Origin of the sequence: Mycobacterium colombiense (assembly GCF_001672755.1) — a bacterium.
GTDB classification, from domain to species: domain Bacteria; phylum Actinomycetota; class Actinomycetes; order Mycobacteriales; family Mycobacteriaceae; genus Mycobacterium; species Mycobacterium colombiense_C.
Map to the genome: position 1 here is coordinate 14664 of NZ_LZKI01000047.1, position 18198 is coordinate 32861.

The 18198-nt window shown below is 68.4% G+C and carries 18 protein-coding genes; 7 read left to right on the forward strand and 11 right to left on the reverse strand.

The features are described 5' to 3' along the window. Window positions 1-2 precede the first annotated feature (2 nt). The 9 genes from A5708_RS06220 to A5708_RS06260 form a co-directional block, all read right to left on the reverse strand. Window positions 3-293 (reverse strand): WXG100 family type VII secretion target, encoded by a 291-nt coding sequence (locus A5708_RS06220; RefSeq protein ID WP_007768835.1) that lies wholly within the window; start codon window positions 291-293, stop codon window positions 3-5. Between the two features lie 32 nt (window positions 294-325). Continuing rightward, window positions 326-619 carry a type VII secretion system protein EsxG gene (gene esxG, locus A5708_RS06225; RefSeq protein ID WP_007768837.1) on the reverse strand — a complete coding sequence of 98 codons (294 nt, stop codon included), beginning with the start codon at window positions 617-619 and terminating at the stop codon, window positions 326-328. Window positions 620-682: 63 nt separating this feature from the next. Continuing rightward, a complete protein-coding gene (locus tag A5708_RS06230) occupies window positions 683-2176 on the reverse strand; it encodes a PPE family protein (protein ID WP_065027778.1) in 1494 nt (497 codons plus the stop codon). A gap of 2 nt (window positions 2177-2178) precedes the next feature. Next, window positions 2179-2487 carry a PE family protein gene (locus tag A5708_RS06235; protein WP_065027779.1) on the reverse strand — a complete coding sequence of 103 codons (309 nt, stop codon included), beginning with the start codon at window positions 2485-2487 and terminating at the stop codon, window positions 2179-2181. 40 nt (window positions 2488-2527) lie between these two features. Further along, the gene (gene eccCa, locus A5708_RS06240) at window positions 2528-6520 is read right to left on the reverse strand and encodes a type VII secretion protein EccCa (RefSeq protein ID WP_065027780.1); all 3993 of its coding nucleotides are present in this window, start codon (window positions 6518-6520) and stop codon (window positions 2528-2530) included. Further along, window positions 6517-8139 carry a type VII secretion protein EccB gene (gene eccB / locus A5708_RS06245; RefSeq protein WP_065027781.1) on the reverse strand — a complete coding sequence of 541 codons (1623 nt, stop codon included), beginning with the start codon at window positions 8137-8139 and terminating at the stop codon, window positions 6517-6519. Before eccB ends, eccCa begins: the two co-directional genes overlap by 4 nt. Next, entirely contained in the window at window positions 8136-9989 is a 1854-nt protein-coding gene (eccA3, locus tag A5708_RS06250) for a type VII secretion system ESX-3 AAA family ATPase EccA3 (RefSeq protein ID WP_065027782.1), read from the reverse strand. Before eccA3 ends, eccB begins: the two co-directional genes overlap by 4 nt. A 330-nt stretch (window positions 9990-10319) precedes the next feature. Further along, entirely contained in the window at window positions 10320-11774 is a 1455-nt protein-coding gene (locus A5708_RS06255) for a PPE domain-containing protein (protein WP_065027783.1), read from the reverse strand. Between the two features lie 233 nt (window positions 11775-12007). Continuing rightward, window positions 12008-12913, reverse strand: a complete 906-nt coding sequence (locus A5708_RS06260) for a class I SAM-dependent methyltransferase (protein ID WP_065027842.1) — start codon at window positions 12911-12913, stop codon at window positions 12008-12010. A 248-nt stretch (window positions 12914-13161) separates the two neighbouring features. Between A5708_RS06260 and A5708_RS06265 the strand changes: the two genes are divergently transcribed. Then, entirely contained in the window at window positions 13162-14337 is a 1176-nt protein-coding gene (locus tag A5708_RS06265) for a cupin domain-containing protein (protein WP_231117828.1), read from the forward strand. Beyond that, on the forward strand, window positions 14324-15277 hold the full coding sequence (locus tag A5708_RS06270) for a hypothetical protein (RefSeq protein WP_065027784.1): 954 nt from the start codon (window positions 14324-14326) through the stop codon (window positions 15275-15277). The genes A5708_RS06265 and A5708_RS06270 overlap by 14 nt, the downstream gene beginning before the upstream one ends. 5 nt (window positions 15278-15282) lie before the next feature. Here A5708_RS06270 and A5708_RS06275 read toward each other — a convergent pair whose 3' ends face one another. Together A5708_RS06275 and mrf are read right to left on the reverse strand one after the other, a co-directional pair. Beyond that, window positions 15283-15537: a type B 50S ribosomal protein L31 gene (locus tag A5708_RS06275; protein WP_065027785.1), complete on the reverse strand. Its 255-nt coding sequence runs from the start codon at window positions 15535-15537 to the stop codon at window positions 15283-15285. Continuing rightward, window positions 15534-16733 carry a ribosome hibernation factor-recruiting GTPase MRF gene (gene mrf / locus A5708_RS06280; RefSeq protein WP_065027786.1) on the reverse strand — a complete coding sequence of 400 codons (1200 nt, stop codon included), beginning with the start codon at window positions 16731-16733 and terminating at the stop codon, window positions 15534-15536. The genes A5708_RS06275 and mrf overlap by 4 nt, the downstream gene beginning before the upstream one ends. Window positions 16734-16838: 105 nt before the next feature. Here mrf and rpmB point away from each other — a divergent pair, with 105 nt between their 5' ends. The 5 genes from rpmB to A5708_RS06305 are packed head-to-tail and all read left to right on the forward strand — an operon-like array spanning window position 16839 to window position 18196. After that, window positions 16839-17075, forward strand: coding sequence for a 50S ribosomal protein L28 (rpmB, locus tag A5708_RS06285; protein WP_065027844.1), 237 nt, complete (start codon window positions 16839-16841; stop codon window positions 17073-17075). Beyond that, window positions 17075-17239: a 50S ribosomal protein L33 gene (rpmG, locus tag A5708_RS06290; protein ID WP_065027787.1), complete on the forward strand. Its 165-nt coding sequence runs from the start codon at window positions 17075-17077 to the stop codon at window positions 17237-17239. The genes rpmB and rpmG overlap by 1 nt, the downstream gene beginning before the upstream one ends. Window positions 17240-17241: 2 nt before the next feature. Beyond that, on the forward strand, window positions 17242-17547 hold the full coding sequence (gene rpsN / locus A5708_RS06295; RefSeq protein WP_065027788.1) for a 30S ribosomal protein S14: 306 nt from the start codon (window positions 17242-17244) through the stop codon (window positions 17545-17547). Further along, window positions 17547-17813: a 30S ribosomal protein S18 gene (rpsR, locus tag A5708_RS06300; protein ID WP_065027789.1), complete on the forward strand. Its 267-nt coding sequence runs from the start codon at window positions 17547-17549 to the stop codon at window positions 17811-17813. The genes rpsN and rpsR overlap by 1 nt, the downstream gene beginning before the upstream one ends. Further along, window positions 17810-18196: a hypothetical protein gene (locus A5708_RS06305; protein WP_065027790.1), complete on the forward strand. Its 387-nt coding sequence runs from the start codon at window positions 17810-17812 to the stop codon at window positions 18194-18196. Before rpsR ends, A5708_RS06305 begins: the two co-directional genes overlap by 4 nt. Window positions 18197-18198 lie beyond the last annotated feature (2 nt).

The following is an 18198-nucleotide window of genomic DNA, read 5'->3' on the forward strand; positions in this document are numbered from 1 at the left end:
GACTAACCGCCCCATTTGGCGGCTTCGGCCTGGTCGCGCGCCAGCATCGACATGGTGTTCGCCTCGTGGGTGCTCGCCATCGACTGGTAGGCGCGCACCAAGCTTTCCATCGCCTGGTTCCACTGGGCCTGCCAGACCTGGTAGGTCATACCGGTGTCACCCTGCCAGGCGTTGGACAACGTGGCCTGCTCGCTGGCGATATCGGAACCGAGCCCCTGCATGGTGCCGGCGTAGCCGGACATGTCGGCGGCGTGGCTCAACATCGCCGGGTAGTTGTACATGATCTGCGACATGACAAGTCCTTTCGCGGTTGCTAGCGGTGAGATCAGAACGCGGTGTAGCCGGATGCGGCGGCGGCGTCCGCGGCCACGTAGGTCCCCGCGGCGTCCCCGAGGTTGGCCTGGGCGATGTCCAGCAGGGTGTTGACCCGCGCGGCGACCTCGACGAACCGTGCGTGCGCGGCTTGGAAGGCGGCCGAGGACTCGCCCTGGTGGAATGCCTGCGCCGACATCGCTTCCTGCTCGGCCTGGCTGATCGTGCTGCGCATCAACGCAGCCTTGGCGCTGAAGGCCGACTGTGCGGCTACCAACTGCGGAATGTGAGCGTCCAACATACTCATGTTGATTCCTTTCTGTTGCTTCCGTGGGGGTTTCGGTAATTCACGTTCATCTGGCTGAGTGCCTTACCCCCCTTTCCCCGGCTCGGTTGTGCCCGTTCCGTTACCGGCTTCGTGCTCCCACGTGCCGGGCACCATTGGCATGCGTGGGCCGCCGCCGAAGTCGTCGTCGGCCAGCTTGGTCAACCCGGACGCCTGAAATGCCTTGGGCCGCTGCGTGGTTCCGACGAACCCCAGCGCCCCGGCGCCCTGAGCGGACGCGACGGCCGCGGCCAGCTCCTCCTCGTCGCCGAAGTCGGGCGGGACACCGAAATCGGAGTCCATGTCCGCGAACTCGTCGGCGTGGTCGTGCAGCGCGGCCCGCCGACGGCGCCGGGCCCGGGACTCGGCCCGGCTCGCCGCCGCGGCGCCGGCCGCCGCCACCGTCGCCGCGGGAGCCTTGGCACCGCCGCGCCCACCGAGCGTGGGTCCGACGCCGGCGTCCGGGTCACCGCCCATGGCGATCAGGTAGGCGAAGTTGCCGGTCGCTGCCGCCGGCGCCGGCGCGGCGGGCGCACCGGAACCCGCGGCGACGGTGGCGGCCGGGGCCCCGGCCGGAGTCGCCACCGTCGGGGCCAGCGCGACCGCCGGCAGCATGGAGGGCGGCTTGTTCGACGTCAGCACGGGGGCCACGGCGGCGGGGGCGGAATCCGGCGCGGCCTCGACCGGCGTGGTGAGCAGGGAACTGAGCCCGATGCCCAGCAGCAGCGGGATCAGGAGCGGTGCGGTGAGGATCGCGCCCCAGGTCGGCCAGCCGACGGCGTTGAAGAACACCTGATAGGCGACGAAGAACAGCAGCGGCCCGTTGGCGGCCAGGAACGCCGGCAGATTCGAGGAGAAGTTCTGCATCATCTGCTGGATGTTCTGGAAGAAGTCCTGGAAGAACTTGGACAGCTGCTGGATGAAGTTCTGCCACCAATCCGCGGGGCTGTTCTGCGTGGCGTTGGACGCGAGACTGTTGACTTGGCCGCCGGGATTCACGATGGCGGGCGCCGCCATGGTGCGCGGCGCCGCCGCCAGGGCCGAGCCGGACACCGCCTGGTAGGTGCCCATGGTGGTGGCCGCCTGGACCCACATCCGCGCATAGTCGGCCTCGTTGACTGCGATCGGAATGGTGTTGATACCAAAGAAATTCGTCCCCACCAACACCCCGTGCACGGTGTGATTGGTGGCCAGTTCCGGCAGCGTCGGCATGGCCGCCAATGCGGCCGTATACGCCGTCGCCGCGACCTCCTGCTGCGCGGCGGCACCCGCGCTGTCGACACTGGCCTGCTGCAGCCACGCCAGGTACGGCAGGTGGGCCGCTACATACTGCTCGGCGCTCGGCCCCTCCCAGGCCCCAGCCTGGGCCTCCCCCAACAGCCCACTGAGTTCGGCTGCCGCCGAGGCGTATTGGGTGCTCAACGAAGTCCACGCCCCGGCGGCCGCCAATAGCGGCCCCGGGCCTGGACCGGCGCTGAGCAACGCCGAATGCACCTCGGGTGGCGAAGCCATCCAGATGGGTCCGAAGGGGGATGTCATCCTCAGGCGCCCGCGATTCCGAACGTCGCAGCGGCCGCGGTGTCGCCCGCGAGATAGCTTGCGCCGGCCTGCCCGACGCCGACGCCGGCGCGGCCAAGCTCTTCGACGCCCTGGGCGGCCATCGCGGAGTGCTCCTGGCCCTGAGCGCTGAATCCGACCGCCGTTTGCAGCGATACCGGATCGACGGCCGGCGGCACCACCGCGGTGATCGCCGGAGCCGCCGCCGCATGCGCGGCCGCCAGCCGTGCCGTCAGGGCCTCCACCGCCGCGCTGGTCGCGGCCAGACCTTCGGGAACCACTCGTAAGGTCATGGTTACTCCTTTCCGGGTCCTTTTCGGACTTGGATAAACATCAGTGGGCGAAACCGTCTGTAGCGCCCTCTATCACGGACTCCCCGACCAACGGGTTGACCAACTGCACGTACGTCGGGGCGTCGCTGTCGCCCAGCAGGATCGCCCGCCCGGCGGGCAGCCGGCCGAACCGCTGACCGCGGATCTTGCCGCTGTCCTGCGGGTTACCCGCCAGCATCAACGTGGTCGCCTGCAGGTCGTTGAACCGGCGCAGCAGCGGGTTGGTCATCAGGGCGTGCCCCGAACCGGTGGCCCGTGCGGTGACGATCACCCGCAACCCCAAATCGGCTGCCTGCGAGAGCAATCCGATCAGCGCGGTCCACGGCCGCTGCCCCACGTAGGGGCCGCTCATCGCCGGCGAATCCGGTATCTGGTCCACGTCGTCGATGATCAGATAGTGGGTGTGGCCCGCGTAGCGCCAGCGGGCCAGCTCGCCGGGTGACAGGCCGGCCGGTGGCCGGCGCGATTCGATGAGGTTGGCCAGCCCCAGCATCGCCGGGATGATGCGGTCGATGTTGGCGGTGTACTCGTTGTCGGCGAACAGCGGCTCGTCGACGAGGTGCAGCCGCCGGTCCAGCACAGTGAAGGCCACCTGATCGGGCGTCGAGTGCTCCCGCACCGTGCGAATGAGATGGCGCAGCAGCGTGGTCTTCCCGGACTTGCTGTCGCCGAACACCATCAGCAACGGGTTCTCGGCGAAGTTGACCACCACCGGCGCGAGATCCTCCTCGCGCTGCCCGATGACGACCTGCTCCGGCCCGCGATACAGCGACCCGACCGCTTCCGGCACCAGGTTGGTCGGCAGCAGCCGCACCGGCGGCGCGGTGACGCCCGGGTAGCGCGCATTGAGCGCGGCGACCTGGTCCAACTCGGGGGCGGCGAACAGGAAATGCTCTGCGGCCATGGTCAATCCGCGTCCCGGCTGGTCGTGCGGCACCGCTTCGGCGGGGCGACGCAGGGCGCCGACCACCCGGACGTTGCTGTCCCGCGGGTCGTGCAGCTTGAGCTCGAGCCGCAAGCCGAGGCCGTCGCGCATGGCCAACGGAACCTCGAGCCAGCTCGGGGTGGTGACGACGACGTGGATGCCGTACGCGAGACCGATGTTGACCAGCTCGCTGACCCTGGCCAGCAACGGGTTTCGGGTGTTGAACTGGTCGGTGTTGTCCCGGCCGAACGCGTAGAGGTTGTCGATGACCAGGAACACCTCGCCGAACCCGTCGTCGGGGGCGGAACCGCGGGAGTCCCGGAACGCCTCCCGGCGCTGCCGCGACAGCAGCAGCTGCTCGAGTTCGCCGAAGGTGCGCCGGATGCGTTCGGGCTCCAGCGCCGAGGCCACGCTGCCGACGTGCGCCAGGTCTTCGAGCGCCCGCAGCTTGCCGCCGCCGTAGTCCAGGCAGTAGAACGTGACCTCGCGCGGGGAGTGCAGGTTGGCCGCGGACAGGATGAACGTCTGCAGCGCGGTCGACTTGCCCGATTTCGGGCCACCGTGGATGACCATGTTGCCGGCCGACGAGGCGGCGTCGAACACCAGCGGATCGCGGCGCATCTCGAACGGCTTGTCGATCTCGCCGAGGGGCCACTGCCACTGCCGGGGCGGCACGCCGGCGCGGGCCAGCATGGCGGTCAACGGGATCGGCTCGTCCAGCGGCGGCAGCCAGAGCTGCGGCGCCCGCGGACCGTAGCCGGCCAGCTGGTCGCCGATGGTGGCGATCAGCTTGCGCGGTGGGCCGGTGAATTCGTCTTCCTCGGGGGCGGTGACCACAGTGTCCTGATCCGGTTCGACGCGACCGGCCGTGAACAGCTTCGGCTCCGGGATGGAAGGCACGACAAAGGATTTGGCCTTCTGAGGCGGATCGTAGATGCCGTCGACGTAGGTGCTGCGGAACTTGATGGGCGTCGCGCCCGGGGCGGGCACCAAGAAGCCCACGCCCTTGTGTTCCTTGCCGGACTCGATGTGGTAGGCGTCCTCCACACCGATGATCTGGCGGGAAACGCTGGGGCTGGCCACCTTCAGACCGATGCGGTAGGAGGTGTTCTTGTCGATGTCCTTGATCTTGCCGACATCCAGCGTCTGCGACGCGAACAGGATGTGGATGCGGAACGAGCGGCCTTTACGCGCAACGTAATCGAACAGCTCCGCGTATTCGGGGTGGTCGGCCAGCATCAGGGTGAACTCGTCGGCGACCACGAACAGCGTCGGGATCGGCGGCAGGTCGTGTCCGGCGGCGATGGCGGCCTCGTACTCCACCACCGAGTTGAAGGCGCTGCCCTGGACCTGGCGGCCCGCTTCCCGGAGCAGCGTCTCCCGGCGGGCCACCTCGCCGCGCAACGTGTCGGCGAAGCGGTCGGCCAGCGACTTCTTCTCGGCCATGTTGGAGATGACGGCGACGACTTGCGGGAAGTTACGGAAGCTGTCGGCCCCGGCCTCACCCTTGAAGTCGGCGTAGATGACGATCAACCGGTCGGCCGAATGAGTCGTCAACAGCGACAACAGGATCGACATCAGGGTCTGGGATTTGCCCGAACCCGTCATACCGATCATCAGCCCGTGCGGGCCCATGCCGCCCTCGGCTTCGTCCTTGAGGTCGAACATCAGCGGCTCACCGGTCGCGGTGACGCCGATCGGAATACGCAGCTCGTCCTCGCGGCGGCGCGGCGCCCACAGCGTGGGCACGTCCAATTGAGAGGCATCCGAAATGCCCAGCATCGTGGTGAATGTGGCACCGCGGGTGGCCGCGGAGCGCAGCCCGGTGTGGGTGGGGTTGGAGTCCCAGCGTGACAACTGGCGTGCCAGGTGCGCGGCCTCGTCGGCGCCGAATTGGTCGGCGTTGTCGATGTAGGGCTGCCAGCCGCCGGTCTGCCAGCGCTCGATGGCGACCTCTCGGCTGCCCCCGCCCGCCCGCCCCGCGACGCGCAGGATCGGCTTTTCCGGATCCGAATACTGCTCACGGTTCGGCGCCGTGGCGCTGCGCTGCACCACGGTGACACCCGCCCGGCCCAGCGCCAGCGTCGATGTGTTGAGGTCGTAGTCGGGGTCGTCGATGACGATCAGCAGGTGACGGAGCGCATCGGCCGGCTCGCCGGCGAACGCCGGACGGTCGACGAGGGCCGATCCCAGGCTGGCGACCAGGTCGTCGGCGCTGGTCGACATGCAGCGGGCCGGCCCGACCCCGTCGAGCTCACCCGGAACGTCGATGTGCGGCAACCACTTCAGCCAGGACCAGTCCGGGCTCTCCAGATTCGGGGCCACCAGCGCGATCCCGAGCACGGTCGGGTCGTGCCAGGTCACCGCCTGAGCGACCCAGGCGCGCAGCGCCGCCCGCGCCTCGTCTTCCGGGCCCAGCACGGTGATCCGGGAGACCTTGGTCAGGTCGATTCCGATCGGCACATCGCGCACGGTGCGATGGGTGTCGAGCAGGCTGCGTAATGCACTGTGCGACACCGGCTCCAGGTCGATTTCGTCTGCGGTGTCATTCACCCGCAGGGCGGTGGCGAGCGGCACGTGGTGGCGACCGGCCCGCAGCACCAGGAAGTCGGGGTCGTGCGGGTCACGCTCCCACTGGCGACGCGATCCCGGCACGGTCGCCAGCGCGGACGGCTCCGGGTGGGACCACTGCGCCGCGGCGCGCTGCGCGGTGGCCTGGGTGCGGATGTTGTCCCGGACCACCGACAGGTAGCGCAGGTAGTCGGCGCGTTCCGCGTCGACCTCCTCGGTGCGCATTTTGTTGTCGCCGCCGCGATACATGGCGGTGGCGGCGAGCAACAGCACGAACGGGAAGAACAGGGTCTGCGGGGAGATCATCCGCATTCCGGTGGCGAACAGGGCGACGATCATGCCGACGATCAGGATCACCAGCACATAGGGCATCGCGCGGCGCAGGAACGACGGCGGAATCACGCGGGGCAACTCGGGTGGCGCCTCGATGGCGATGGTGCCCTTGCGGGTCACCGGCGGCGCCAGGCGGCGGCGCGCTTCGAAGATCAGTCGGCTCATCGGGGGGCTCCCTCGGCAGATGCCACACGGCCGGGCTTCTGATCGGGCGGCAACCCGTCGTGAGCCAGCAGCGCGTCGGCGCGCGATAACGTCGGACCATTCGCGAACAGCGACAACACCGACCACGGAACGGGGACCGGCGAACCGTTAAGACCAAGGGCCTCAACCGTTTTACCGTGTCCGGCGGCTGAGCGCTCCGACTCGTTGTCGATGCCGTAACGAACACCGGTGTCAGAGACCCAGAACAACGACCCGGTGCCCGGCGAATCCGGGCCGCCGCCGACGGTCTGGGTGAAGTAGCCGGTGCCCGGCGCCAGCGCGACGCGGGTGGCCACCGAACCATTCGTCGCGGCGCCGCCGCCCACCAGGTCGACGGTGCGGATCGATTCGGCGATCGGCAGCGCGGAGCCCGACATCAGGCGCAGCGAGCTGGTCGCTGCCCCGGCAGGCTTGCTCCAATAGGCGCACGTGACAGGCGATTTGGCCGCATCGACCACGCTGACTTGCTGATCCGGATACCGCGCGGTGTCCAGCATCCGCGACACGGGCAGCTTGGCCACCGCGTCGGCACCCAGCCGCGGCGGTTGGTCCAGCCCATAGGAATTGGTGTTGCGCAGGATCGCGGCGAGCACCGGTGAGATCTGCTGCAGGCCGTCGGGCATCACCGCGTAGTAGCGCGGCGTGCCCGAAGAACTCTGCTCCAGGGCGTAGGAGACCACCACCGCGCCGATCGGAGCGGGCACGCTGAACGGGGCCGGGGCGCCGGCGTTCGGGATGCCGGGTGCCGTCAGCGACGGTGCCTCCGAGATCGCATTGAACAGGCCCAGCGCGATGGGACGGGGGGCGGGCACCTCGGAGTTGTTCTGCCCCAGGCCAAGTGCGTTGGTGATCGCGTGGTCGGTCAGGTTGATCTGCGAACGCTTGCCGTCCCACAACAGCCAGGTGCTGCCGTCCCGGTCGACCAGGATCGCCTGCTGCGACGCGAGCGTCGCCGCGCGCGCACCGCTGCTGTCCGGCTGGCCCGCGATCACCGTGACGCCGGTGCTGTGGGCGGCGTGCCCACCCTGGGCCGGCTCGCTGACGGCGTCGCACACCGTCCAGTTCGCGTCGCGCGAGGGGTTTTGCACCATGCGCTCCGGCGCACCCGGGATGCCGATCAGGTTGCCGCGCGGAAAGCGGTCCAGCTCAGAACTTTTCACCATCGTGGGATCGACCGCGTGGCCGGTGATCAGCCGGGCGGAGGTCAGGTTGAGCACCGGGTGCAGGTCGTCGCCGACACGCACGTACAGCGCGGCCGTCGAGCGGTCGGCCAGCACGGCGTTGGTACCCACCGTGCCGCTGGGCCGGATCAGTGAGAACACGAAGCAACCCGCCAAGCCGGTGACCAGCAGCACCGCGCCCATGGCCACCGCGCGCGACTGCGTGCGCAGGGGGTCGACCAGCATCCTGGTGTCGTGCAAGGCGATACCGGAGGCGATCCGGCGCATCACGAACCGCCAGCCGGTGACCTGGTGGCGGGTGACGAAACCGCGGCGGTACTCGACCTGGTCGGGGTTGTCGTTGACCGGCGTGCGAGAGGTGAACGAACGGCGTTCGTCGGACTCGTTGTTGGAGGTCATGCCGGCACCGACAGGCCAAGGCCGCGCAGCAACGGCTCTACCGACCGTTCGACGTCGTCGTCGGTGATCGTCATCAGCTCCTCGTCACTGAATTCGCCGGTTCCGGCGTGTTCCGAATGGTCGAGCCGGAACTCTCGTTCTTCTTCGGAGCGTTCGACGATGTTCCGGACGAATCGACCGTTACCGGCGATGTCCAAGTTGCGTCGCGAGATTCCGTTGGCGTCCGGCGTCGACTCGGTTGCCAGCTTGGTGAACAACGCCTCCATGTGTTCGAGCGCGGCCGTCTCGAAGATGCTGTCGCGCTGCTCGGCCATCGTGTTCGCGATCTCGACCAGCTCCGACGGTGCGTAGGAAGGGAAGTCGATGTTGCGGGTGAACCGAGAACGCAAGCCCTCGTTGGTATCCAGGAACTTGTCCAGGTCGGCGCGGTATCCGGCGATGATGACCACCAGGCGGTCGCGGTCGTTCTCCATCCGCGCCAGCAGGGTGTCGATGGCCACCAGCCCGAAGTCGTTCTTGGCGCCCGTGGCAACCAGCGCGTAGGCCTCGTCGAGGAACAGCACGCCGTCGAGGGCGCTGTCGATGATCGCGTTGGTCTTGGCCTCGGTCTCGCCGATGTGCTGGCCGATGAGGTCGGCGCGGTGGACCTCGCGAATGTTCTCCCGCTTCAAAAGCCCCAGGCCGCAATAGATCTTGGCGACAACGCGGGCGATGGTGGTCTTACCGGTTCCGGGCGGGCCGGCGAAGACCAGGTGGTGGGCGCGCTGCGCGACCGCCAGGCCGCGTTGTTTGCGGACCAGTTCCATGGCGACCGAACTCTTCAGCCGCGACACCTGGTTCTTGACCTCGTCGAGTCCGATGAATTCGGCGAGCTGGCGCTCGGCCTCGTGCAGCAGCACGGCCTTGCGTTCGTGCGCGGCGGGGTCGACGAAATCCTCGGCGCTGGGCTCGGTTTCGGGGTCCCAGGGGTCGGTGCGCGCTTCGATGCGGGCCGCCGTGGTGGTCACGATGCCGAAGCTGGTGTCGGTCAGGGCCTGTTCGACTTGCTCGTTTTCGGGATGAGCGGCGTACAGATCCTGCAGCACCTCGCTCGCCGAGTCCTCGTCTACGTGCGCGCGCAGCACCAGCGCCTTGGCCAGCGCGCCGTCGACGGCGGCCACGGCGACGGGACCCTCGGGCTCCTCCAGGTACGACAGCGACGGGGCGAACATGCCCAGCCGGGCCAGCGCGGTGCCCAGCGCGATCTTGGCGGCGTGCGAGAAGGCCTCGTCGAGATCGGCGTCGTTGACGATCGGGGTCAGCAGCTTGACGACGTCCGACCAGCGCTCGGCGCGGTAGTTGATGACGACGGACACCCACCGGGCCTCGCGCCAATTCGGGCGGCCGGCGGTCAGGCCGGTGACGATTTCGTCGGCGTCAGCAAATCGTCCCGCCGTTGCCAGCGCGGCCGCGTAGGCGAGGTGAAAGTCGTCGGGCGTCGCGGCGCGAAACTGTAGATACAGCCCGGTGTCGTAGCGGAAGCCCAGCGAGTCGGGCGCCAGGTCGACCTGGCGTTGCAGCGTGCCCGCGGTCGCGACGTTGCGCGATACCGCCTCGAGCACACGCAGGGACACGTCGCCGGCGGCCGCCAGGCCCGTCCAGGCGTCGCACTGGTCGTGGGCGACGCGGGTCAGCGCGGTGAAGCCGGAGCGCGCGGCGGTCAGATCGGCGGGGCGCTGGCGTTGGTAGACGACGATGCCCAGCGCGCGGCAGCACGTGGCGAACCGGCTGACGACGTCCTCGTCAACCCGCGCGTCCACGCGCGAATTAACGGGCTGAGCTGTGAGCATGCCGGTGTCACCGAGTTCCACGGCCGCGACTTTCCATGTATGTAGTCTCCCCTAACCTAACTGCCTGAAGTTAGCATTGCATAAGCTAACTGTCGAGACGTTTGGGCCTGTCCGCTCACCACTGCACTGTCCTTCTTTTACCGCTGTTGAGGATGTTTCCGCGAGAGATTCTCCGCATTTTCGGCATACTCACAGCCGCACGTCGGGCGGTCTCACAGCAAGGCCCCACCTTAATGAAAATCATTTTCATTATCAACTCGCTCGCGCGCCCCGAAAGCATCCGCGGCGGCCGTAGCCGTCGGAACGATCACGCAGCCAGTAGTCGGCCGACGGGCCGGAAAAGTTCCACCGCTAGTCGCTCTGCCAGCTGCCCGGCAACATCGGCATCGACGGTCCGTCGCCGAACTCGTCGCCGGCCAGCGTGGTGAGCCCCGCGGCCGCGGTGGTCGCCACGGGCGCGGTTCCGGCAAAGCCGAGCGACCCCGCGCCCCGATCCGAGGCCACCGACCACCCGGGGTCGGCGACCGGCCCGGCGTCATCGTCGTCGATGTCCATGAACTCATGGCCGCGGTAATGGTCTTTCATCGCCGCGCGACGGCGGCGCCGCGCCCGCTGCCTTTCGGTCGCCGAGGTCGCTGCCGGTGCGGCCGCCGCGGCGGCATCGGGCTCCGGCGCCTTGCGCTGAGCGCCGCTGCTCAACCCGGCGCCGGTTCCGACGCCCGGACCGCCGACGAGGTAGGGGAAGGCGCCGCCCCCCATACCGGTGGGCGGCGGTGCCCCCGCGGGGGCGGTGGTCGGGGTCGAGGCGGGCGAGGGCGCGGACGTCGGTGCGGTCGACGCCGGGGCCGCGGCGCTCACCGTGACGGGACTGCTGGCCACGGCCGGCAGATCCGTGGTGTGGGGCACGGGCGCCGGCGCCACGGCGGGGGCGGCAGGCACCGCCGCGGGCTGGATCGCGGCCAGCACGCTCAGGGCCGCGAAGCCTCCCCCGAATGCGGTCGGCGCGAAGGCCGGAACCGCCAGGAGTTGCGGGAACGCCTGAAAGAACTGGATGGCGTGACCGATTTCGTCGATGATCAGGCCGATGATGTCGTGCAGCAGCTGCAGGAACCCTTTGACGGGGTTGTGTGCGATCTCGGTGAAGTCCCGGGACAAGGTCTGGGTGATCTCGGTGACACGGTTCAGATACCAGCTGCCGTCATAGGGGTTACCCGAGTCGTTGTCGACGATGTCTTGAAAGCCGTCGCTGCTGTCGGAGCTGTCGCTGCTGTTCACGATCTGCGGGGAAGGGTCGGCCTGCGGGGCGGCGGCCACCGCCGCGCTGGAGACCGCCTGATAAGTGGACATGGTGGTAGCCGCCTGAGTCCACATTCGCGCGTAGTCGGCCTCGTTGACCGCGATCGGAATCGTGTTGATGCCGAGGAAGTTCGTCGCCACCAACGCCCCGTGCACAGCATGGTTGCCGGCAAGTTCCGGCAGCGTCGGCATCGCGGCCAGCGCGGTGGTGTAGGCGGTGGCCGCCGCCTCTTGCTGGGCGGCCATGGCCGCACTGTTGGCGCTGGCGCGCGTCAGCCACAACAAATACGGCACGTGCGCGGCAACGTATCGCTCGGCGGTGGGCCCTTCCCACGCCCCGGCCTGCACCGCCGCCAAGGTTTGGCTGAGCTCGTCGGCTACCGCCGCATAGGTCTGGCTCAACGATGTCCACGACGCGGCCGAGGCCAGCAGGCCGCCGGGCCCCGGACCGCTGGACAGCAGCGTCGAATGAACCTCCGGGGGAAATGCCATCCACACGGGCGCGGTCATGCTCCCCCGTCCACAGCGCGTGACGTCGCGGTCGATCGATTGGAAAAAACGCGTGGCGTCATGCCACAGACTCCTCGCCGGGCTGCGTCAGCGACCGCCTGGGCTGTATGGCGGCGCAAGGATGAGCCCGGTAGTAGTCGGATGGCGGCCCGGGAAAGTTCCGGCGCGTGCCGGATTCAGGGGAGACTCATGAAAAACCGGCCGTGATCAGCGATCACGACCGGCCTTCGGGGTCAGGCTCGAACGGCGCTCACCAAGGTGTTCCGCGCGACCATCGGACCGGCTTCGGTATCGGGCCCCGGCACCGGGCGGCTGATTTGGTGGAGGTAATCCGCCAGTGGTGTGCCGACCGCATTCCAGCCGTGCTTGCCGAACCATTCGGTGGCCGGCGCGTGCCGCTCGTTATAGACCAGCTGGAAGAACACCCGCCCGTCACCCTCGGCCGTGGCTGCGCGTTCTTCGGCCAGCGCGGCATCGAAGGCGTCGGGCTGCATCGGGGCGCCGTCCTCGACGGCGACGTGGCTGCCCGGGCCGGCCAGGCTGTCGATACCCGTGAACAGCTGCTCCTGGGCGCTGGCCGGAAGGTAGATCAGCAGACCCTCGGCGATCCAGGCGGACGGCTTCGCGGGATCAAAGCCGTTGTCGCGCAGCGCTTGTGGCCAGTCCTCACGTAAATCGATGGCGATCTCACGGCGTTCGGCACGCGGCTGGGCGCCGACGCGGGACAGCACCTCGCGCTTGAAGTCGAGCACTTGTGGCTGGTCGAGCTCGAAGATCGTCGTGCCGGCCGGCCAATCCAGGCGGTAGGCGCGCGAGTCCAGGCCCGCCGCGAGGATGACCACCTGCCGCACGCCCGCGTCCGCCGCGCGACGGAAGTATTCGTCGAAGTATTTGGTGCGGGCGCCCTGGAAGTTGACGAAATGCTGGCCGAAGTCCGCGGTCTTCAATTGGTGGTCGGGGTCCTTCCCGTCAAGTACGTCCGCCGCCGAGCCGCCCACGGCGCGGCAGAAAATCTCCGCGTACGGGTCCACGGCCAATGGGTCGGGCTTTTGCGCCTCCAAAGCGCGCGCCGTCGCCACGAACAACGCGGTCGAACCCACACTCGTTGTGATGTCCCAGGTATCGCCTTCGCTTCGCACCCAACCCACCCTACGCCGTCCGGTCGATACGCCTTTTCCGGTGTCGCGCAACGGTACTGGCGAGCGCGGTGGTAGCTGGCCGCGTGCTGCGCCGACGCCGGTGTGGTCAGCGAGGACCCGCTCAGCTACCGATCCGTCATACTGAGTTGCCGGCAAGGCACGGTCCGCCCTGCCTGCCCATCACGACCACGATTGCGGGAGGCCGCGCCATCGAGCTGTCGCTAGCCGGGTTGCTTGAACCCCTTTCGGTGCAGACCTTTCTCGACGAGATATGGGCACAAAAGCACTACCACGTCGCGCGATGCCGGGACGGCTACTTCGACGGCCTGCTGCCGGGCTCCTCGGCCCTCGACCACCTTCTGGAGCTTTTTCGCCGGGAGCCACCGGCGGTGCGGCTGATGCGGGGCAAAGACAAGAAGGGCGCCGACAGCTACCGGCTCGGCGACGGCGGCCTCGACGTGGCCGCGATCCGCGGCGACTTTGCCGACGGTTACACGATTGTCGTGGACGCCGTCGAGCGTTACTCGCGTAGCGTTGCGTCGCTGGCCCACGCCATCGAGGTTGAGCTGAACGTCCCGGTCCAGGTCAACGCCTACGCCACTCCCCCGGGCTCGCAGGGTCTGGTTCCCCACTACGACGACCACGACGTTGTGATCCTGCAGATCGAAGGATCCAAGGTCTGGCATCTGTATGCCGGTGTCGACATCCCACCGCACCGACTGCGGCGGGACGACAAGACGGTTCGGATCCGCGGGCTTCCCCCGCCCACGGATCTACGCCTGGAAGCCGGCGACGTGCTGTACCTGCCGCGCGGCCGGGTGCACGCGGCCGAGACGCCGACGTCGGGACCATCGGTGCACCTGACCGTCGGTCTCCATACGCCCAGCGTCCTCATGCTGGCCATCGGAGCGCTGTATTCGGAGAGTTTGCGCAACGACGCCTTGAACGCCCGCCTCCCGTTACGCCATCTCGACGACGCCGATCTGCAGGCATCGATGAGCGCCATGCTGCGCGATGCGCTCCGCAGTGTCGAGGAGCCGAGCGCGGTACAGGGAGGCCTGGACACGCTGGCGGACGTTCTCGTCCGCCGCGGCCACTGTCCGCCGATCGGGCAGATCGCCGACACCGCAGGAATCGGCGCACAGACGATTGTCGAAAAGTATCGACCGCTCTACTCGCGCGTGAAAGCGGGCCCCGACGGTGTTGCGCTGCAGTTCGCGACGCTGTCGATACGTGCCGACTCCGATCACCAAGCCGCGCTGGAATTTATCGCAAAGAGCACCGCGCCATTCCGGATTGCCGACCTCCCGGGACTTGCAGCAGCACAGCAGGTCGAGTTGGCGCGATCGCTTATCGTGAGCGGATACCTGGTTCGTCTGTCACCAACTGATCCCGAAACCGACTCGCCACATGGACCTGGCTGAGCTCGCCCGCTGGACGCCGGTGCGGCTGGACTTTTCCCGGCCTGTCCCGGAGGTTTTCTGGGCCGACCTGACGGAGGTGCGATTCGACGAACCGTTTTTCGACCGGACCGTGACGCGGTGGGCCGCATCCCCGGCCGCACGACCCCTCGTCAAAACCGGACTTGACGCGCTCGTCGCGCTCGACGGCGAGGCGTCACTCGAGCCGGCCGGCATCATCTTTCACCTCTCGCGATGCGGATCAACCTTGGTGTCACGGCTTTTGGGCACACTCCCGGGCGTTGTCGTCCTCAACGAACCGGCGCCGCTCAATCACCTGTTGGGGCTCGGCCCGCAACGGCTCAACGGGCCCGAGCTCGTGGCGGCCGTGCGGGTCCTGGTGCGAGCGCTGGGCCGACAGCGCCACGACGACGAGCGGCAGCTGGTGCTGAAGTGCTCCAGCTGGAACATCCGAAGGCGGGACATCCTTGCGGCCGCATTTGCGGACACACCGTGGATCTGGGTCCAACGCGATCCGGCCCGTGTCCTGGCCTCACTGCTGGCCAGACCGCCGGGGTGGCTTGGCCCGCAGGCACACCGCGCCGCACGGCGTTTCGGCATCGACGAGGCCGCCGTCCCGGCCATGACGCGGGCCGAATATGCCGCGCGGGCCCTCGGCGCGATGCTGGAATCGGCCGCAGCCGATCCGGCCGGGCGCCTCTGCATCGATTACGCCGACCTGCCGAGTGCGGTATGGCTCTGTGTGGCAACGCATTTCGGGTTCCACGCGGACGCTTCCGCCGTCGCCCGGATGGCCGAAGAAGCCCGGTTCGATGCCAAGAGCCCCGAGCCCCGCGTCTTCACCGGCGATATTCCCGAACAACGTCCCTTGACCGACGAGATCCGCGAAGCCGCACGGCGTTTCGCCGAGCCGGGCTACCGTGCGCTGGCCTCTCACGCATAGGACTTTCACCTGCGGCCGTAGCGGCGGTGAAACTTCTGCACCCGGCCGGCGCTGTCGACGATTCGACGGCCGCCGATCCAGAACGGGTGCGAGTCCGAGGTGACCTCGACGACGACCAGTGCATAGGTGCGCATGCCCTGCGGTGTTTGCCACTCGACGGTGCGCGAACTGGTCAGTGTCGATCGAGTCAGGAACATCGCACCGGTGGTGGCGTCCTGAAAGACGACGGGATGGTAGTCGGGATGAGTGCCGGGCTTCATGAGAAATCCCCGTCCTGCTGGGTGTGCCGGGCCGTGTTGTCGGCGGCTTCCGCCCGGTCCGCGCACGGTTCTTCGTGCCAATCGCCGAACGGGTCGTGGTAGTCGATCCAGTCGCCGGGGCGTCGCATCTCCTCGTCGGTGAGCAGCGCGCCGCGCAGGGCGTCGAGGATGTCGGCGGGTTTCGCACCGCACACCAGGATGGTCATCGCCGTGTGCCGATCGCCATGCCGGTCATCCCAGCGCAGTTCGGCGAAAGTCCTTCGCTCCGTGTCGATGCCGTCCAACTCGAGGTCGCCGAGGACTGCCAGCCACTTGCCCGCCGAGCTGACCCGCAGCCCGGCGCCGGCCGATTCCAACCACATCGCCCGGTCGGGCTGACTGGCCAGCCAGAGCCGCCCCCGGGTCCGGATGACGCCGTCGAGCAGCAGATCCAGGCACGCGTGCAGACGCTGCGGATGGAAGGGGCGCCGGGAATTGAACTCCACCAAGCTGATTGGCCCGCGCGACTCCAGCGGCGGCTGACCGGACAGCAGCGGACCGTGCGGGTCGTCGCTGCGGCCGCGGCGCGCGTCGCGATACAGATCGGTCAGTGCGCCCTCGATGCCGTCGGCGCCCACCCGAACGCGAGCGCGCGGGGACAGCCGGCGCAGCACGGCGGCGACGAACGGATTGGGCCGATCGAGCACCACCACGTCGGCGAATTCGGCCTGGCCGATCACCACCTGAGCCTCGGTGCGCCCATCGTCCAAGTCGTCCTCACCGAGCGCCTGGTTCAACCATGCCGATGAATCGACACAGCTCACCACGGCGGCGATCGATACGTCCAGGGCCGCCGGACCGTCGATGTAACCCGGTGCCACCCGCACCCGAACGTGCTTGATCGCCAAACAGATTGGCTCGGGCTCCAACCAGGGTCCCAGGTGCACGACGATCCGGTCGACGTCGTCGCGCCGGTGCAGTTGACGCAACAACACCAGCAGGTCGTTGCGGATGGTGCACGAGACGCAGCCGTGCGCGAGTTCCAGGCCGGTCTCGTTGGACGTCAAGACGCCGTCGGACAGCGCGGTGGTTGTCCGGCGCACCACGTGACCGTCGAAGCGGTGCTCTACCACCAGCGTTCCCCGGGTGCGCAACAACGCACCCACGACCGGGTCGGTGTCCCTCTGGCCGGCGACCATGATGACGGGCGTCCGCATCGTCCTCCTTATTGGCAATCATTTTCATCTAGCCCTCTCATACGGTATCGTTCGTGACGGGCCTTGTCGAAAATCATTTTCAATAAGCTGCAATGGAGGTACATGGTGTCCGCCCACTGCCAGGTGACCGGACGGCGGCCGGGTTTCGGTAACGCGGTATCGCATTCCCACCGCCGAACGTCTCGGCGCTTCAACCCCAACATCCAGCTCAAGACGTACTACCTGCCGTCGGAGGGCCGCCGGATCCGCCTGCGGGTCAGCGCCAAGGGCATCAAGGTGATCGACCGCGACGGCATCGAGGCGGTGGTGGCACGACTTCGCCGCGAGGGGCAGCGAATCTGATGGCACGCAACGAGATTCGCCCCCTGGTCAAACTGCGCTCCACCGCGGGAACCGGATACACCTACATCACCTGCAAGAACCGGCGCAACCACCCCGACCGCCTGGTGCTGCGCAAGTACGACCCCGTCATCCGCCGCCACGTCGAGTTCCGCGAGGACCGCTGAACATGGCCAAGAAGTCCGAGATCGTCAAGAACGACCGCCGCCGCGCGACCGTGGCGCGCTACGCCGAACGCCGCGCCGAACTCAAGGAGATCATCCGCTCACCGGCGAGCACCGCCGCGCAGCGGGCGGCCGCACAGGACGAGTTGGCGCGCCAGCCCCGCGACGCGAGCGCGGTGCGGGTGCGCAACCGCGACGCCGTCGACGGGCGCCCCCGCGGTCACCTCCGCAAGTTCGGGCTGTCGCGGGTGCGCGTTCGCGAATTGGCGCATGCCGGGCAGCTTCCCGGTGTGCGGAAGGCGAGCTGGTGATGGCCGGGAAAGCCGCGCGCACCCGCCGGCCCGCGCTACCGCCGGGCCGCTCACCCAAAAAGAATCTGCTGCACAGCCTGGGGCTGGAAGCGGTGGACTACAAGGACACCGCGACGCTGCGCGTGTTCGTCTCCGAACGCGGCAAGATCCGGTCCCGCCAAGTCACCGGTCTGTCCGTTCAGCAACAACGGCAGGTCGCGACGGCCATTAAGACCGCCCGCGAGATGGCGTTGCTGCCCTACCCCGGACGGCACACGGCGCGATGACGCCTCCGCGCCGCGGCACCGATCGCCCCTTCACGGTGATCGTCTGCGCTGCTTGCGCGGTCGGCCACGAGCTGTCGATGATCGACGAACTGCGTCCCACCATCCGGCGCTGTCCGCACTCCATGCTGGTCTCGGCCTCCTGCATGCTCGGACCGCTCACCTGTGCGTCGCGGCCGACCGGCGGCGTCATGGCCGTGGTGCAGCCCTGCACGAGCGATCGGTTGGCCTGCGGCGCGGCGCATTGGCTAGGCCCCATCGCCGACAGTGCCGCGGCCGCCGAACTGCGCGATTGGCTGGAGCGCGGGCAGTGGGAAAACACACCCGTCCCAGCCCCACTCAGGCAGCATGAGCGGTGGACACGCACCTTGAGCCGACGCAACTGATG

What these genes read in the sequence shown, in the direction of transcription:
- A5708_RS06270 (WP_065027784.1), top strand. Translation starts at nt 14,324, where the DNA reads ATGGACCTGGCTGAGCTCGCCCGCTGGACGCCGGTGCGGCTGGACTTT.
- eccCa (WP_065027780.1), bottom strand. Translation starts at nt 6,520, where the DNA reads ATGAGCCGACTGATCTTCGAAGCGCGCCGCCGCCTGGCGCCGCCGGTG.
- esxG (WP_007768837.1), bottom strand. Translation starts at nt 619, where the DNA reads ATGAGTATGTTGGACGCTCACATTCCGCAGTTGGTAGCCGCACAGTCG.
- A5708_RS06305 (WP_065027790.1), top strand. Translation starts at nt 17,810, where the DNA reads ATGACGCCTCCGCGCCGCGGCACCGATCGCCCCTTCACGGTGATCGTC.
- A5708_RS06235 (WP_065027779.1), bottom strand. Translation starts at nt 2,487, where the DNA reads ATGACCTTACGAGTGGTTCCCGAAGGTCTGGCCGCGACCAGCGCGGCG.
- A5708_RS06220 (WP_007768835.1), bottom strand. Translation starts at nt 293, where the DNA reads ATGTCGCAGATCATGTACAACTACCCGGCGATGTTGAGCCACGCCGCC.
- rpsN (WP_065027788.1), top strand. Translation starts at nt 17,242, where the DNA reads ATGGCCAAGAAGTCCGAGATCGTCAAGAACGACCGCCGCCGCGCGACC.
- rpsR (WP_065027789.1), top strand. Translation starts at nt 17,547, where the DNA reads ATGGCCGGGAAAGCCGCGCGCACCCGCCGGCCCGCGCTACCGCCGGGC.
- mrf (WP_065027786.1), bottom strand. Translation starts at nt 16,733, where the DNA reads ATGCGGACGCCCGTCATCATGGTCGCCGGCCAGAGGGACACCGACCCG.
- A5708_RS06255 (WP_065027783.1), bottom strand. Translation starts at nt 11,774, where the DNA reads ATGACCGCGCCCGTGTGGATGGCATTTCCCCCGGAGGTTCATTCGACG.
- A5708_RS06275 (WP_065027785.1), bottom strand. Translation starts at nt 15,537, where the DNA reads ATGAAGCCCGGCACTCATCCCGACTACCATCCCGTCGTCTTTCAGGAC.
- rpmG (WP_065027787.1), top strand. Translation starts at nt 17,075, where the DNA reads ATGGCACGCAACGAGATTCGCCCCCTGGTCAAACTGCGCTCCACCGCG.
- eccB (WP_065027781.1), bottom strand. Translation starts at nt 8,139, where the DNA reads ATGACCTCCAACAACGAGTCCGACGAACGCCGTTCGTTCACCTCTCGC.
- A5708_RS06230 (WP_065027778.1), bottom strand. Translation starts at nt 2,176, where the DNA reads ATGACATCCCCCTTCGGACCCATCTGGATGGCTTCGCCACCCGAGGTG.